At 72.0% G+C, this 13,803-nt stretch carries 13 protein-coding genes; 7 read left to right on the forward strand and 6 right to left on the reverse strand.

The genetic code is table 11. The features are described from left to right. Window positions 1-2: 2 nt before the first annotated feature. Complete coding sequence (locus AC3RKB_RS12780; RefSeq protein WP_491436520.1) at window positions 3-914, forward strand: ABC transporter permease; 912 nt, start codon at window positions 3-5, stop codon at window positions 912-914. Window positions 915-1,027: 113 nt separating this feature from the next. After that, complete coding sequence (locus AC3RKB_RS12785) at window positions 1,028-1,813, forward strand: ABC transporter permease (RefSeq protein WP_491436825.1); 786 nt, start codon at window positions 1,028-1,030, stop codon at window positions 1,811-1,813. A gap of 54 nt (window positions 1,814-1,867) precedes the next feature. Here AC3RKB_RS12785 and AC3RKB_RS12790 read toward each other — a convergent pair whose 3' ends face one another. Further along, complete coding sequence (locus AC3RKB_RS12790) at window positions 1,868-2,857, reverse strand: asparaginase (protein WP_491436521.1); 990 nt, start codon at window positions 2,855-2,857, stop codon at window positions 1,868-1,870. Window positions 2,858-2,860: 3 nt separating this feature from the next. After that, window positions 2,861-4,249 carry a 4-aminobutyrate--2-oxoglutarate transaminase gene (gene gabT / locus AC3RKB_RS12795; protein WP_491436522.1) on the reverse strand — a complete coding sequence of 463 codons (1,389 nt, stop codon included), beginning with the start codon at window positions 4,247-4,249 and terminating at the stop codon, window positions 2,861-2,863. Between the two features lie 104 nt (window positions 4,250-4,353). Between gabT and AC3RKB_RS12800 the strand changes: the two genes are divergently transcribed. Next, entirely contained in the window at window positions 4,354-4,965 is a 612-nt protein-coding gene (locus AC3RKB_RS12800; protein ID WP_491436523.1) for an OsmC family protein, read from the forward strand. Here the strand turns inward: AC3RKB_RS12800 and AC3RKB_RS12805 are convergent. Next, window positions 4,896-5,819, reverse strand: a complete 924-nt coding sequence (locus AC3RKB_RS12805; RefSeq protein ID WP_491436524.1) for a hypothetical protein — start codon at window positions 5,817-5,819, stop codon at window positions 4,896-4,898. The two genes, AC3RKB_RS12800 and AC3RKB_RS12805, sit on opposite strands and share 70 nt — an antisense overlap. 41 nt (window positions 5,820-5,860) lie before the next feature. After that, window positions 5,861-6,622 (reverse strand): lysophospholipid acyltransferase family protein, encoded by a 762-nt coding sequence (locus AC3RKB_RS12810; RefSeq protein WP_491436525.1) that lies wholly within the window; start codon window positions 6,620-6,622, stop codon window positions 5,861-5,863. Between the two features lie 88 nt (window positions 6,623-6,710). Here AC3RKB_RS12810 and AC3RKB_RS12815 point away from each other — a divergent pair, with 88 nt between their 5' ends. From AC3RKB_RS12815 to AC3RKB_RS12825, 3 genes are all read left to right on the forward strand, one after another. After that, the gene (locus tag AC3RKB_RS12815; protein ID WP_491436526.1) at window positions 6,711-7,352 is read left to right on the forward strand and encodes a 4'-phosphopantetheinyl transferase family protein; all 642 of its coding nucleotides are present in this window, start codon (window positions 6,711-6,713) and stop codon (window positions 7,350-7,352) included. A 36-nt stretch (window positions 7,353-7,388) separates the two neighbouring features. Next, on the forward strand, window positions 7,389-8,474 hold the full coding sequence (dxr, locus tag AC3RKB_RS12820) for a 1-deoxy-D-xylulose-5-phosphate reductoisomerase (protein WP_491436527.1): 1,086 nt from the start codon (window positions 7,389-7,391) through the stop codon (window positions 8,472-8,474). A gap of 75 nt (window positions 8,475-8,549) precedes the next feature. Further along, window positions 8,550-9,875: a M50 family metallopeptidase gene (locus AC3RKB_RS12825; protein ID WP_491436528.1), complete on the forward strand. Its 1,326-nt coding sequence runs from the start codon at window positions 8,550-8,552 to the stop codon at window positions 9,873-9,875. Window positions 9,876-9,882: 7 nt separating this feature from the next. Here AC3RKB_RS12825 and AC3RKB_RS12830 read toward each other — a convergent pair whose 3' ends face one another. After that, entirely contained in the window at window positions 9,883-11,163 is a 1,281-nt protein-coding gene (locus tag AC3RKB_RS12830) for a low temperature requirement protein A (protein WP_491436529.1), read from the reverse strand. A gap of 90 nt (window positions 11,164-11,253) precedes the next feature. After that, a complete protein-coding gene (locus AC3RKB_RS12835) occupies window positions 11,254-12,438 on the reverse strand; it encodes an acetyl-CoA C-acetyltransferase (protein WP_491436530.1) in 1,185 nt (394 codons plus the stop codon). A 155-nt stretch (window positions 12,439-12,593) separates the two neighbouring features. Here AC3RKB_RS12835 and AC3RKB_RS12840 point away from each other — a divergent pair, with 155 nt between their 5' ends. Continuing rightward, window positions 12,594-13,799, forward strand: coding sequence for a substrate-binding domain-containing protein (locus AC3RKB_RS12840; protein ID WP_491436531.1), 1,206 nt, complete (start codon window positions 12,594-12,596; stop codon window positions 13,797-13,799). Window positions 13,800-13,803 lie beyond the last annotated feature (4 nt).

Raw genomic sequence — 13,803 nt, forward strand, 5'->3', positions numbered from 1 at the left:
GGATGGCCTTCGCAGCATTCGCGACGACGGAGGCCCAGCCGCAGGCACCGAAGCGGAAGAGCCCGATCGCGCTCTTCCTCCTCCTGCCCGGCATCCTCTACCTCGTCCTGTTCTTCCTGACGCCGCTGATCTCGCTCGTCCTGACCTCCCTGCAGGCGCCGAGCGAGTTCGGCGACATCGGCGTGTACGACTACGCGTTCAACTGGCAGAACTATGTCACGGTGGTCGAGCAGTACTGGCCGCACATCCTTCGATCGTTCGGGTACGCGCTCGCGGCAACCGTGTTCGCGCTCCTGTTCAGCTACCCGATCGCCTACTTCATCGGCGTGAAGGCGCGGCGCTGGCCACTCCTGCAGAGCCTGCTGCTCGTGCTGGTGATCGCCCCGTTCTTCATCAGCTTCCTGCTGCGGACCCTCGCGTGGAAGCAGATCCTCTCCGACGAGTCGCTCGTCATGACGTCGCTGAAGGCGATCGGGTTGCTCGGACCCGACGCGTACTTCGCCGGCACGCCGTTCGCGGTGATCTTCGGCCTGACGTACAACTTCATCCCGTTCATGACGCTGCCGCTCTACACGACGCTCGAGCGACTCGACACGCGCTACCTCGAGGCGGGCAGCGACCTCTACGCGAACCCGTTCACGGTGTTCCGCAAGGTGACGATCCCGCTGTCGATGCCCGGCATCGTGGCGGGCACCCTGCTGACCTTCATCCCGGCGGCGGGCGACTACGTCAACGCCAGTCGTGACTTCCTCGGTGGTCCGGACACGCAGATGATGGGCAATGTGATCGAGGCGAACTTCCTCGTGCTGCTGAACTACCCGGCGGCCGCGGCGCTCTCGATCATCCTGATGGCGGCGATCCTCGTGCTCGTCGGCGTCTACGTGAAGCGATCCGGAACGGAGGACCTGCTGTGAGCGGTGAGGTGCAGGCCGGCGCCGTGCTCGGCGGGCTGGCCGGAAGCGAGGAGCTTGAGGACCGGCGCGGACCGCAGCGGCCGCGGCGCAGAAGGGTCGGGCTCGGCGACTGGCTGCTGCCGGTCTACGTGACGCTGGCGTTCATCTTCCTGCTGATCCCGATCGCGTACACGTTCGTGTTCTCGTTCAACGACTCGATCAAGTCGAACATCGCCTGGCGCGGCTTCACCTTCGACAAGTGGCTGAACGTCTGCAACGTCGAGGGCGGCGCGGTGTGCGAGGCCTTCGGCAACAGCATCGTGATCGGCCTCGTCGCCACCGCGGTCGCCACGACCCTGGGGACGATGATCGCGATCGCGCTGGTGCGATACCGGTTCCGCGCCCGCTCGGCGACTAGCCTCCTGCTGTTCCTGCCGATGGCGACGCCCGAGGTGGTGCTCGGCGCGGGCCTCGCGGCGCAGTTCCTGGCCGTGGGCGTGCCGAAGGACATGCTGACGATCATCCTGGCGCACACGATGTTCTGCATCAGCTTCGTCGTGGTGACGGTCAAGGCGCGCGTCTCGAGCCTCGACCCGGCGCTCGAGGAGGCCGGTCGCGACCTGTACGGGTCGCCGCGACAGGTGTTCTGGCGCGTGACGTTCCCGCTGCTGCTGCCCGGCATCCTGGCGGCGGCCATGCTCGCGTTCGCGCTCAGCTTCGACGACTTCATCATCACGAACTTCAACTCCGGTTCCGTGTCGACGTTCCCGAAGTACATCTACATCTCGGCGTCGCGCGGCATCCCCGCGGAGGCGAACGTGATCGCGTCGGCGGTGTTCATCGTCGCGCTCGTGATCGTCGTGGGCGCCCAGGTGTCGCGGGCCGCGAGGGCGAAGCGGCTCGCCGCGTCCGCCGGCTGACCCGGGAGGCGAACTCGGATGCCGCGGCCCGACGGGCCGCGGCATCCGATCGACTCAGACCGTCGCGCGGATGCGGCCCACAATGGCACCGCCGCCGAGCACGTCGAGGCCGAGGTCGGGCTCGACCGCGTCGACGGCCGCCGGCTCGAGCGCGCCCGCGCCCGCGAGCAGGCGCGCCGCGACGATCGCCGAGGCGCGGGACGATCCGTCGAGCATCTTCAGGGCCACGGTCGTGCCGTCGGGTGCGGTCATCACCTGGACCCCCTCGGCGCCGAACTTCGAGAACACGCCGAGCCGGTCGATCACGACCGAGTCGGGCCGACCCGGCCCGGCGACCGCCCAGCCGTTCGATCGGACGCCGTCGGCGAGCGCTGCGGACTCGCGGAACAGCGCGAACGGCGAGGACGCGGACGACGAGGCGATCTTCTGGATGCCGCGGGCCAGCCCGGCCAGGCTCAGTGCATGCACGGGGGCGCCGCAGCCGTCTGCCACGGTCGCGACGGGACGCTCACCCGTGAGCCGCTCGAGCACGTCGAGCACGCGCTTCTGCAGCGGGTGCTCGACATCGAGGTAGTCCTCGGTCGACCAGCCGTTCGCGCGGCACGCGAGCAGCATCGCGGCGTGCTTGCCGGAGCAGTTCATGGTGATCGGCTCGGCCCGCTGGCCGGCGCGCACGAGCTCGTCGCGCGCGGCGCGGTCGGTCGGGAAGTCGGGCGGGCAGCGCAGCGCCGAGGCGGGCAGCGACTCGCGCGCGAGCAGGCCGCGCACGAGCGCGACGTGGCGTGCGGTGCCCGTGTGGCTCGCCGTCGCGATCGCGGCGTCCTCGCCGCGGAGGGTCACGCCCGAGGTCATCACGGCGATCGCCTGGAACGGCTTCATGCTCGAGCGCGGCAGCACCGGCGCGGCGGGGTCGCCGAGCGTGCGGACCACCTCGCCGTCGGAGGCGAGCACGATCGCGGAGCCGACGTGGCGCGATTCGACGAAGCCGCCGCGCTCGAGCACCGCGAGTTCGGCGGCGGCGGAGGCCGGGAAGGTCGCAGCCACGGCTCAGGCGAGGGCCGCGAAGGCCTCGTCGAGCACGCCGAGCGCGTCCTCGATGAGCTCGTCGGTCATGCGCAGGCTCGGCAGGAACCGCAGGACGTTGCCCCACGTGCCGGCGCTGAGGAAGAGCACGCCGCGCTCGGCGGAGTACGAGACCACCGCGCCCACGGCTTCGGGGTTCGGCTCCTTCGTGGTCGCACCGGTGCCGGGTTGCACGAGCTCGATCGCGATCATCGCCCCGCGGCCGCGGATGTCGCCGATGACGTCGTACTTCGCGCGAAGGCGCTCGAGCCCCGCCGTGAGCGTCGCTTCGATGCGGCGACCCTCGGCCAGCAGGTCCTCCTCGTCGATGGCCTCGAAGACGGCGATCGCCGCGGCGCAGGCGACGGGGTTGCCGCCGAACGTGCCGCCGAGCCCGCCGGGCTGCGAGGCGTCCATGATCTCGGCGCGACCGGTGACGGCGGCGAGCGGCAGGCCGGCGGCGATGCCCTTGGCCGAGAGCACCAGGTCGGGCGTCCAGCCGAAGTGCTCCGACGCGTAGTAGCGGCCGGTGCGCGCCATGCCCGACTGGATCTCGTCGGCGATCATGACGACGCCGTTCGCGGTGCACCACTCCTGGAGGACGGGGAGGAACCCGTCGGCGGGCACCATGAAGCCGCCCTCGCCCTGGATCGGCTCGACGACCAGGCACGCGAGGTCGCTCGCGCCGACGACCTTCTCGAGGTAGCCGATCGTGCGGGCGGCGGCCTCGGCGCCGGACAGCCCGTCGCGGTAGGGGTATGAGCTCGGGGCGTGGTACACGTCGCCGGCGAGCGGGCCGAAGCCGGTCGCGTACGGCATGGCCTTGTAGTTCATGGCCATCGTGAGGTTGGTGCGGCCGTGGTACGCGTGGTCGAGCACGGCGACGGCGCGACGACCGGTGAACTTGCGCGCGATCTTGACGCCGTTCTCGACCGCCTCCGCGCCGGAGTTGACGAGCACGGTCTTCTTGGCGAAGTCGCCCGGGGTGTGCTGGGCGAGCAGTTCGGCGACGCGCACGTACTCCTCGTACGGCGTGATCGTGAAGAGCGTGTGCAGCACGTCGCGCGCCTGCCCGGCGACGGCCTCGACGACGCGGGTCGGCGTGTGGCCGGCGGTCGTCACGCCGATGCCGGCGCCGAAGTCGAGGAAGTGGTTGCCGTCGACGTCGACGAGCACGGCGCCGTTCGCACGTACGATGTAGACCGGGAGCACGCTGGACACGCCGGAGGAGACGACCGCGGTGCGTCGCGCCTGGAGCTCCTGCGAACGGGGTCCGGGGATCGCGGTGACGATCCGTCGCTCCTGCGGCACGGCGGCGGCCGCTGCGGCGGACTCGGCGGGCACGGATTCGACGGGGATCTGGGTGTCAGTCATGATCGTGCCAGCTTATCGCCGCGCGTGGGGGCCGCCGTCGGCGGGGTGGTGCAGAATCGACGACGACGGGCGCCCGGGCGGGCGCCGCGACGGAGGGGAGCGGCATGCTCGGCGAGCACCACTACGCGATCGAGGTCGAGTGGCAGGGCGACCGCGGCCAGGGCACGTCGTCGTACCGCGCGTACGGCCGGCAGCACGTCGTCCGGGCCGCGGGCAAGCTCCACGAGATCGCCGGGTCGAGCGACCGGGCGTTCCACGGCGACCGCGACCGTTGGAACCCCGAGGAACTGGTGCTCGCCGCGCTGAGCGAGTGCCACATGCTCTCGTACCTGCACGTCGCGACGACCCGTGGGGTGGTCGTCGTCGGCTATCAGGATGCCGCGTCCGCGCGCATGCTCGAGGACGGCCGGGGCGGGGGCAGGCTGGTCGAGGCGATCCTGCGCCCTCGGGTCACGGTCGCCGAGCCGTCGATGCGCGAGCTGGCGGAGTCGCTGCACCACGAGGCGTCCGAGAAGTGCTTCATCGCGACCTCCGTCAACTTCCCGGTCCGCCACGAGCCCGTCACGCTCGTCCGCGACGAGCGTGACGAGCGCGACGCGGTACGCGACGGCCGCCCTGGTGCGCCCGATGCGCCGGATGCGCCGCGTCAGATCGCGGGCAACGACGCCGGCCCGGGCGCGACGGGCGCGGGCGGGGCCGCGGGCGGACACGGATAACCGCCGACGAGCCGCGAGCACGGTGGGAAGTACGCCGGGAGGCGCTCCTCCTGCGGATCGCCGAACCAGCGGTGCCAGAGCCGCCAGAAGTTCAGGTTGCCGTAGGCCGAGCAGTCGTCGCCGCCCGACGGGTCGTCGAGCACCGCGTCGTTCGGCTGGTACGGGGTGTAGTTGTAGAGGTTCGCGGTCGCCTGGTTGCGGATCTCGACCGACGAGACCCCGCACGCGGCATCCGGATGGAACGGCACGTCGACCCGGCCCACCTTGAACTGCCGGTCGGGCTGGGCCGAGTACTGCCGGAACTGCCAGCCCGCCCGGTACACCTGGTTGAAGAAGCCGAAGTAGCGCGCGTCGCAGTCGGCGGTGTCGGGGCAGCCGTAGCCGGTCGCGCGCTCGTAGCCGCGGGCGCTCGGATGCGTGAGCAGCGACTGCTCCTTCTGGAGGAGGACGAGGAACGTGCGGGGGCTGATGTCGCATGCCTCGGCGACCTCGGCGATGATCCGGCTCGCGGTCAGGCGCGACCCGCCCTCGACGGCCTCGCAGTGCATGGGCCCGGCGGCGGGCACTTCCGCGACGTCCTCGCGGTAGTCGGCGAGGCAGGGCACGTCGTCGACGGGGCGGCAGTCGCGGGACTCGAGGAAGTCCTGGATGGCGCCCTCGGACATGGCTCCGGCGTCGTAGAACGCGTCGTCGCTGACGATGAGGCCCGGGTCGAATCGGTCGGTCGACGGGATCCGCCGATCGCCGGTCGAGTCGTCGCCGCGATCGAAGTCGCCCGGTGCGCTGCAGCCCGCCAGGGCGAGCGCGGCGGCTGCCGCGAGCGCGGCCATCCACGTGCGCGCCGTCGTCTTCATCGTGCCGACGATACCGGCGCGGGCTCCCCGGTCGCTGGGAATCAGACGCGCTCGCGCGGCGCGACGCGGTCGGCGATCTTCGCGAACGTGCTCTGCGGGGGGAGCTCGTTGTAGGCGTGGGCGAGTTCCTGGCCGGAGAGCGCATGGATCGCGGCCATGATCTCGTCGGTCGCGGCGCGGCGGGCGCGCCCGGAGTCGGCGCCGCCGTGGCGGCTCACGTCGATCGGGGCACCGAAGCGCACGGTCACGGGTCGCACGCGCGGCAGCTTCGAACCGACGGGCTGGATCTCCTGCGTGCCGACGAGCCCGACGGGCACCACGACGGCGCCCGTGGTGAGCGCGAGCCAGGCCACGCCGGTCCGGCCCCGGTAGAGGCGGCCGTCGAGCGAACGCGTGCCCTCGGGGTAGAGCGCGAACGCGCTGCCCGCCTCGAGGATGCGCCGGCCCTGGTCGAGTGCGGCCTGCGCCGCGGCGCCTGCCCCCCGCTCGACGCTCACGGCGCCGATCGCCGTGAAGAACGTGCGGGAGACCCAGCCCTTCAGGCCCGTGCCCGTGAAGTAGTGCGACTTGGCGAGGAACTGCACGGGCCGAGGCGCGGCGAGGGGGATGACGATGCTGTCGACGAACGACAGGTGGTTCGAGGCGAGGATGACGGCGCCGTGGCGGGGCACGTTCTCGGCGCCGGTGATCGTCGGCCGGTAGATCAGGCGGACGAGCGGTCGGAGGACGCCGCGGACGAGGCCGTACACGGGTCCGGGCTTCGACGGCGGGGCGGGGACGGAGTCGGCCTCGATCTCACTCACCCTCCGACGCTACGTCACGCGGTATGCGCAGGGCGGAATATTGCGGCTCCGGACGAGACGGCTGCGCCGGGTGCGCCATCATGGGCGCATGGACCTCACCGCCGACGACGTCGTCGAACTCGGCGACTCCGGCGTGCGCGCCGTCGTCGCCGCCACCGGCCGACGCGGGCCCGGCGTCGACGCGGTCCTCCGCGCGCACCTCGCGGCCACGGCCGGCGTCCCGGCCGACGACGTCGAGCTCGACCACGCCTGCGCGGAGTGCGGTGCGCGTCACGGCCGCCCGACGGTGCGCTATCCGACGACGCCGTCGGGCGCGCGGTGGTTCGCCGACGCCGCGGTGGCGGGCGGCGTGGTGGTCGCGGCCGTCGGCACGCGCCATCCGATCGGGGTCGGGATCGAGGTCGCGGCCGCCGACGTCGGGCCGCTCGTCGACGAGGTCGCCCTGCACCCCGAGGAACGCGACCGGCTCGAGGCGATGGATGCCGCGGCTCGCCCGCTCGTGCGTGCCACGCTGTGGGCGCGGAAGGCGGCACTCCTGCGCGCGCTCGGCCATGCCGGCGTCATCGAGCCGTCGCGGCTCGCCGTGAGCCTGCCGGGCGAGGACGACGGCGTGGGCCGGATCGTGCGCACGGTGCCGGAGTTCGGGTCGACTTGGGATCGGATCCGGCTGTTCGACGTGGCGGTGCCCGGTCGCGTGGCCGCATCCGTCGCCGTGCTGCCGCGTCGCTGACCGCCCGCCACGGAGGCCGCGGCCTAGAGTGGTCGGGTGCGCAGCGTCATCATCCTCGGGTCCACGGGTTCCATCGGCACGCAGGCACTGGATGTCATCCGCGCGAACCCGAACCGGTTCGAGGTCGTGGGCCTCGCGGTGGGATCGAATCGCACCGAGCTCGAGGCGCAGGCGGCCGAGTTCGGCGTCGAGCACACGGCGGTCGGCGTCGAGGAGGCCGTGCAACTGGTCCGCGGCGTCGACGCCGACGTGGTGCTGAACGGCATCACGGGGTCGGTCGGCCTGGGCCCGACCCTCGCGACGCTCGAGCGCGGCATGACCCTGGCGCTGGCGAACAAGGAGTCGCTCATCGTCGGCGGCGACCTCGTCACGCGCCTCGCGCGTCCCGGCCAGATCGTGCCGGTCGACTCCGAGCACTCCGCGATCGCGCAGGCGCTCCGGTCGGGCACGCACGAGGAGGTGCGCCGGCTCGTGCTCACGGCGTCGGGAGGCCCCTTCCGCGGCCGTCCGCGCGACGAGCTCGTCGACGTCACGCCGGCCGACGCGCTCGCGCACCCGACCTGGGACATGGGCCTCGTGGTCACCACGAACTCGGCGACGCTCGTCAACAAGGGCCTCGAGGTGATCGAGGCGCACCTGCTGTTCGACGTCGACTACGACCGCATCGACGTGGTCGTGCACCCGCAGTCGATCGTGCACTCGATGGTCGAGTTCGTCGACGGATCGACCATCGCGCAGGCCTCGCCGCCCGACATGCGCCTGCCGATCTCGCTCGGCCTCGACTGGCCGAACCGCGTCGCCGCCGTCGGGAGGCCGCTCGACTGGACCACCGCGCAGCAGTGGACCTTCGAGCCGCTCGACGAGGGCGCGTTCCCCGCCGTGCGCCTGGCCAAGCAGGTCGGCCGCGCGGGCGGCGAGTACCCGGCCGTGTTCAACGCCGCGAACGAGCAGGCGGTCGCGGCCTTCCACGCCGGGCGCATCGGCTTCACCGAGATCGTCGACACCGTGCGCGAGGTCGTCGACGGCCACGAGGCCGGCTCCGGCACCCTCACCGTCGACTCGCTCGCCGAGGCGGAGCGCTCGGCGCGACGCGCGGCCGACCTGCGCATCGCCAAGGGGTAGCAGGGCCGGCGGGCGCGCCATCCGTTCACAGCCCGCGGCCAGCGCGCACCAAGGGATCGCCCCTACGATGACGGGGTGGATTCCGTGCTCGCATTCGTCATCGGCGTCGCCATCATCGTGGTCGGCCTCGCCGTCTCGATCGGTCTCCACGAGATCGGGCACCTCGTGCCCGCGAAGCTCTTCGGCGTCAAGGTGACGCAGTACATGACCGGGTTCGGGCCGACGATCTGGTCCAGGCGCAAGGGCGAGACCGAGTACGGCGTGAAGGCCATCCCGCTCGGCGGCTACATCGCGATGATCGGGATGTTCCCGCCCGGCAAGGGGGGCGCGGCCAAGGAGGACAGCACCGGCTTCTTCCGCACGCTCGTGCAGGACGCACGCGACTCCAGCGCCGAGTCGATCACCGACGGCGACGAGCACCGCGCGTTCTACCGCTTGCCCGTGTGGAAGCGCATCGTCGTCATGTTCGGCGGGCCGTTCATGAACCTCGTGCTCGCGATCGTGCTGTTCGGGGTGCTGCTCATGGGCTTCGGCATCGCACAGCCGTCGACCACGATCGGCTCGGTCTCCGAGTGCGCGCTCCCCGCGACGAGCGAGCGCCAGACGTGCGAGTCCGGCGACCCGGCGGCGCCGGGCGCCGAGGCGGGCCTGCAGCCTGGCGACACGATCCTCGTCGTGGCGGGCGAGCCCATCGAGTCGTGGACCGAGTCGACCGCGATCATCCGCGATCACCCGGGCCAGGCCATCGACATGGTCGTGCTGCGCGACGGCGAGGAGGTCGAGCTCGAGGTCACGCCGCTGCTCAGCGAGCGGTACGTGACCGACGAGCAGGGCGTGGTCGTGACGGATGCAGCGGGCGAGCCGGTCACGGTCCAGGCCGGGTTCGTCGGCATCGGCCCGGCGTCCGAGACGGTGCGCCAGCCGGTGACGGCCGTGCTGCCCCAGGTCGGGGCGAACGTGCAGGCCGTGGCCGGCATCATCCTGAACCTGCCGCAGCGGATCGTCGACGTGGCCGAGGCCGCGTTCGGGCCCGAGGAACGCGACCCGAACGGCCCGATCTCGGTGGTCGGCGTCGGCCGGGTCGCGGGCGAGATCGCGAGCCTCGACGAGGTGCCGCTCGCGTCGAAGGCCGCCGGCCTCGTCGGCATCCTCGCGTCGCTGAACGTCGCGTTGTTCGTGTTCAACCTGATCCCGCTGCTGCCGCTCGACGGCGGCCACATCGCCGGCGCGCTCTGGGAGGCGATCCGCCGCGGCTGGGCGAAGGTGCGCCGCAAGCCCGACCCCGGGCCGGTCGACCTCGCCAAGCTGATGCCGCTGACCTTCGCCGTGGTGATCGTGCTCGGCGCGATGAGCGCGCTGCTCATCTACGCCGACATCGTCAAGCCCGTCAGCCTGTTCTGACGGCAGGTCAGGCGAGCGCGCGCTCCAGCGCCGCCGCCTGGTGCCGGTGCCCGATCGTCTCGTAGCCCACGACGACCACGATCGGCGACAGCGCCGTGATGACGATGCCGGTACCGATGCTGGCGCCCGCGGCGACGGCCATCGCCGCACCGGCGAGCGGGAGCAGGCTGCCGACGTAGAGCAGGATGTGGAACGGGTCGAACTCCTGCAGCAGGGCGGTGTAGATCGTGAACAGCGCGGTCGAGTAGACGGCCACGGGGATCACGACGGTGAGCACCGCGAGCGTGTCGTCGATGTGGGCGATGCCCTCGATGACGTACGCCGCGACGTGCAGGCCGGCGCCGGTCGCCGCGAGCGAGCCGAAGATCACGAGATGGCCGTAGCCCCACCGGAACCCGCGTTCGCGGTGCCTGGCGAGCACCGCGGCCGACGGCATCGTGAAGTAGACCCACCACAGTCCGAACGCGAGCATGGTGCCGCCGACGGTGACGAGCACGGCCTCGACGTCCCAGCCCTGCTCCTCGACGACCGCGCTGATCGCGAGGATCGTGCCGAGCACGATCTCGCCGAGGGTGATGATGACGAGCAGTCCGTACCGCTCGGCGACATGGTGCGGATGCCACGGGGTGCGGCCGCCCACGCGCTCGGCGATCTTCGGGCCCGCCATCTCGAAGGCCACGAGGAGGAGCCAGACGACGAACGTCGCGGGCAGCGGCGGGTTGACGATCAGCAGCAGGATCCAGCCGACCTGTGCGACCGAGACGAGCCCCGCGTACATGAGCGCGGTACGCCGCCGGGGCGGATCGTGCCTCGCCGCACGGAGCCAGAGCGCGACGACCGCGACGCGCATGATCACGTAGCCGATCACGACGACGCCGTTCTCGAGCTCCCCGCCCGCGTCGATCGACTTGAACGTCTGGGGCAGGCCGAGCGCGAGCACGATGACGCCGATCATCACGACCATGGTCGCGACCCGGAAGAACACGTCGTCGTTGTCGTACGCCGAGGCGAGCCACGTGAAGTTGATCCAGGCCCAGGCGATCGCGAACACGGCGAACACGAAGCCGAACGTCGCCGGCACGAAGTGGCCGAGCTCGAGCAGGTGGGCGGTCTGGCTTCCCGCGGCGCTGAACGCCGCGACGAACACGAGGTCGAAGAAGAGCTCGAGCGGCGTGGCGGTGCGATGCGGCTCGGCGAGGTCGCGGCCCGTCATGCGGCGCAGCCGGTGGTCGAGCCGGGTCGGGGCGGATGGCGCGTGCCCCGCGCCATCCATCGTGGTCTCGCTCATGTGCACCCCTCCGGGCCCGGTCGGCGCCCGGGCGTGGTGTCATTCTGCACCAGCTCGAACGCCGCCCGGACCCGTGGGTGGACGCGGACCTCAGCGCGAAAGCAGCAGCGCCTCGCCCTGGCCGCCGCCGCCGCAGAGCGCGACGGCCGCCTTGCCGCCGCCACGGCGCGACAGCTCGAGCGCGGCGTGCAGCGCGAGCCGGGCGCCGGACGCGCCGATCGGGTGGCCGAGCGCAATGGCGCCGCCGTGCACGTTGACCGTCTCGGGGTCGAGCGCGAGGTCCTTCATCGACTGCAGCGACACCGCCGCGAACGCCTCGTTGATCTCGACGAGGTCGAGGTCGGCGGCCTGCCATCCGTCGCGCTCGAGGGCCGCGGCGATCGCGTTCGAGGGCTGCGAGTGCAGGGAGTTGTCGGGCCCGGCGACCTGGCCGGACGCCCCGATGAGCGCGAGCCAGGGCAGGCCGCGCTCCTCGGCCCATGCGCGACTCGCGACGACGACCGCGGCCGCGCCGTCGGAGATCGGGGAGGAGTTGCCCGCCGTGATGCTGCCGCCCTCGGCGAAGGCGGGGCGCAGCTTCGCGAGCGTCTCGGGCGTCGAGTCGGGCCGGATGCCCTCGTCGGTCGTGACGACGACGGGGTCGCCCTTGCGCTGGGGGATCTCGACGGGCACGATCTCGGCGTCGAACAGGCCCTCGGCCTGCGCCAGGCCGGCGCGAACGTGCGAGGCGGCGGCGATCTCGTCCTGCTCGGCGCGGCCGAGGCCGTACCGCTCGTTGAACCGCTCGGTCGACGAGCCCATCGACTCGTGGTCGAACGCGTCGGTCAGCCCGTCGTTCGCGGTCACGTCGACGAGCTCGATCGCGCCGTACAGGTGACCCTTGCGCGACGCGGGGAGCACGTGCGGGGCGTTGGTCATGGACTCCTGGCCGCCGGCGACGACGACCTGCGCCTCGCCGAGGCGGATCAGCCGCGCGGCATCGGCGATGGCGACCAGGCCGGAGAGGCAGACCTTGTTGAGCGTGATCGCGGGCACGCGCCACGGGATGCCCGCCGCGACCGCGGACTGCTTCGCCGGGTTCTGCCCGGCGCCGGCCTGGAGCACCTGGCCCATGATCACGGCGTCGACGTCGTCGGGGGAGACGCCGGCCTTCTCGAGCGCGCCGCGGATGGCCGTGGCGCCGAGCTCGACGGCCGAGCGGCCGGCGAGGTTGCCCATGATGCGGCCGAACGGGGTGCGGGCGCCGGCGACGATGACGACGTCGGGGAAGCTCATTTCGGTGGGACTCCTTCGTCTCGGGGGTGCGCGAGGGTGGTGCGAACCCGCCTCGGGTTGCGCGTCGTGCGCGATCGACTCTAGTGTACGTTCCTGAGACCTGAACCACCTGTCAGGTTTCACCGACACCGACGTCATCTGGAGAGGCTCACAGCATGCGGGTTACACCGAAGTACCTCGCGCCGGCGCTCGTCGCCGCCGCGGCCACCGCCATCACGCTGGCCGGTTGCGCACCGACCACCGCCGCCGGGGGAGGCGACGCCGGTGAGGCCGACGCCGCGCCCGTCGCGATCGGCATGATCACCTCGCAGACGGGGCCGCTCGCGGCCTACGGCGAGGCCTACACCGCCGGCTTCGAGGCCGGCCTCGACTACGCCACCGAGGGCACCGGCGAGGTCGACGGCCGCGAGCTCGAGATCACGTGGGAGGACGACCAGGGCAACCCCGACACCGCGGTCGCCAAGGCGAAGGACCTCATCGGCCAGGGCACCAAGGTCCTCGCGGGCACCGTCGTGTCGGGCATCGCCACGTCGCTGGCCGAGCAGGCCGAGCAGAACGAGATCCTCTACATCTCGGGCCCGGCCGCCACCGACGCCATCACGGGCGTCAACGACTACACGTTCCGCTCCGGCCGCCAGACCTACCAGGACGTCGCGACCGCGGGCACCTTCATCGGCGACGCCGAGGGCAAGAAGGTCGTCGTGTTCGCGCAGGACACCGCGTTCGGCCAGGGCAACCTCGCGGGCGTGCAGGCCGTGCTCGGCGGCCAGGGCGCCACGGTCGAGGGCGTGCTCGTCGCGGAGGACGCGACCGAGTTCACGCCGTTCGCGCAGCAGCTGGTCGCCGCGCAGCCCGACCTGATCTTCGTCGCCTGGGCGGGCGCCTCGTCGGGCGCCATGTGGACCGCGCTGCAGCAGCAGGGCGTGTTCGACGCCGCGCCGGTCGTCACGGGCCTCGGGGATGTCGCGACCTACCAGGCGTACGGCGACGCGTCGGGGAACATCTCGTTCCTCAACCACTACTTCGGCGGCGCCGGCGGCACCGACATCGAGGAGGCCATGATCGCGCACCTCGAGGAGAACGGCGCCGAGCCCGACCTCTTCTCGGTCGACGGGTTCGTCGCCGCGCAGATGATCGTGCAGGCCGTCCGCGAGGGCGGCGACGACGTCGAGGGCATGATCGACGCACTCGAGGGCTGGACCTTCGAGTCGGTCAAGGGCGAGGTCACGGTGCGAGCCGAGGACCACGCGCTCATCCAGCCCATGTACCAGGTCGCGCTCGTCGAGGGCGACGCCGGCTGGGAGCCGGAGCTCATCGAGACCGTCGACGCCGAGACCGTCGCCCCGCCGGTCGTCGAGTAGCCCC

Source organism: Agromyces capsici (assembly GCF_058349965.1).